The organism is Streptococcus sp. k-90 (assembly GCF_013277565.1).
In the GTDB taxonomy this organism is placed as follows: Bacteria; Bacillota; Bacilli; order Lactobacillales; family Streptococcaceae; genus Streptococcus.
This window is the reverse complement of the sequence record NZ_VMNE01000033.1, coordinates 1-1,195: the sequence shown is the minus strand read 5'-3', so window position 1 is coordinate 1,195 and position 1,195 is coordinate 1. Positions and strand designations below refer to the sequence as shown.

Genomic DNA, 1,195 nt, shown 5'->3' with positions numbered 1-1,195 from the left:
TGACATGGATGCTTGAATTCCCTTACTCTCTAGGAACCGATGATAAGAATCGTGTTGGTATTGCCAACCTTGGTCACTATGGAGAATCGTATTCTCGTAGTGTTTCTCTGTGAAGGCCTGTTCCAACATCGTTTTTACTTGTTCTAAATTAGGAGAACAAGAAAGATTAAAAGCAATAATTTCGCTGTTAAAGCCATCTAAAACAGGCGATAAATACAATTTCTGCGTGCTATTTGGAATGGCAAACTCTGTCACATCCGTATAACACTTTTCCATTGGTCTCGATCCTTCAAACTGGCGTTGAATGAGATTCTCTGCTTTCTTGCCAATCTCTCCTTGGTAGGAAGAATACTTTCGTTTACGGCGAATTCGAGCACTTAAACCAAGGATTTTCATCAGACGTTGGACCTTCTTATGGTTTACTATATGACCACGATTCCTCAATTCAAGAGTTATTCGGCGATAGCCATAATTTCCTTTGTGCTCAGTAAAAATAGCTTGAATTTCAGCTTTAAGATCTTTATCTTTGTCAAGCCCATCTAGTTCCTTCAACTGATAATAGTAAGTTGAGCGAGGTAAACGAGCCACTTCAAGAAGTAAATCTAGTCGAAATCCTCCTGAAGCCATTTCTCTAATTGTCTCTGCCTTTCTCGCTGTATAGCTTCGTCCCTGTCTTCCAGCTCTTTTAACTTTTTTAAGTAAGCTACCTCAGTACGTAAGCGTTCATTCTCCTCTTGGAGTCGCTCTAGTTCTGTCATTTCATCCCAAGTTTTCTTCCGTTTACGTCCCATTTTAGTTGGTCTCCCTCTTGTTTTCTCAACAATAGTATACCCGTTTTTCTTGTATTGTGCTAGCCAATTAAGAAGTATCGTACGACTTGGGAGGCCGTATTCAAGAGAAACTCTATCTTTAGTCCAGCCTTCATGTAAGACTTTATGAATCATTTCTTGCTTTAAATCAGGAGAATAGTAACGATTTTTTCCTTTTTTGACGAACTCTATTCCGTAACGATCAATCAATTTAATCATGTACCTAATATTAGAATTGTTTATCCCAAATTTATTTGAAAGCTTCTCTATGCTATATCCTTGTTTTTTAAGTTCATAGATCTGAACTTTATCATCATAAGTTAATTTCATAATAAAAACACCCCAAAAGTTAGATTTTTTCTGTCTAACTTTTGGGGTGCAGTTCA

At 37.3% G+C, this 1,195-nt stretch carries 1 pseudogene; it reads right to left on the bottom strand.

From position 1 onward, the window contains the following. Nucleotides 1–1,139 (bottom strand): annotated as a pseudogene (locus HT734_RS08815) (IS3 family transposase); the annotation flags it as partial. Nucleotides 1,140–1,195: the final 56 nt, after the last annotated feature.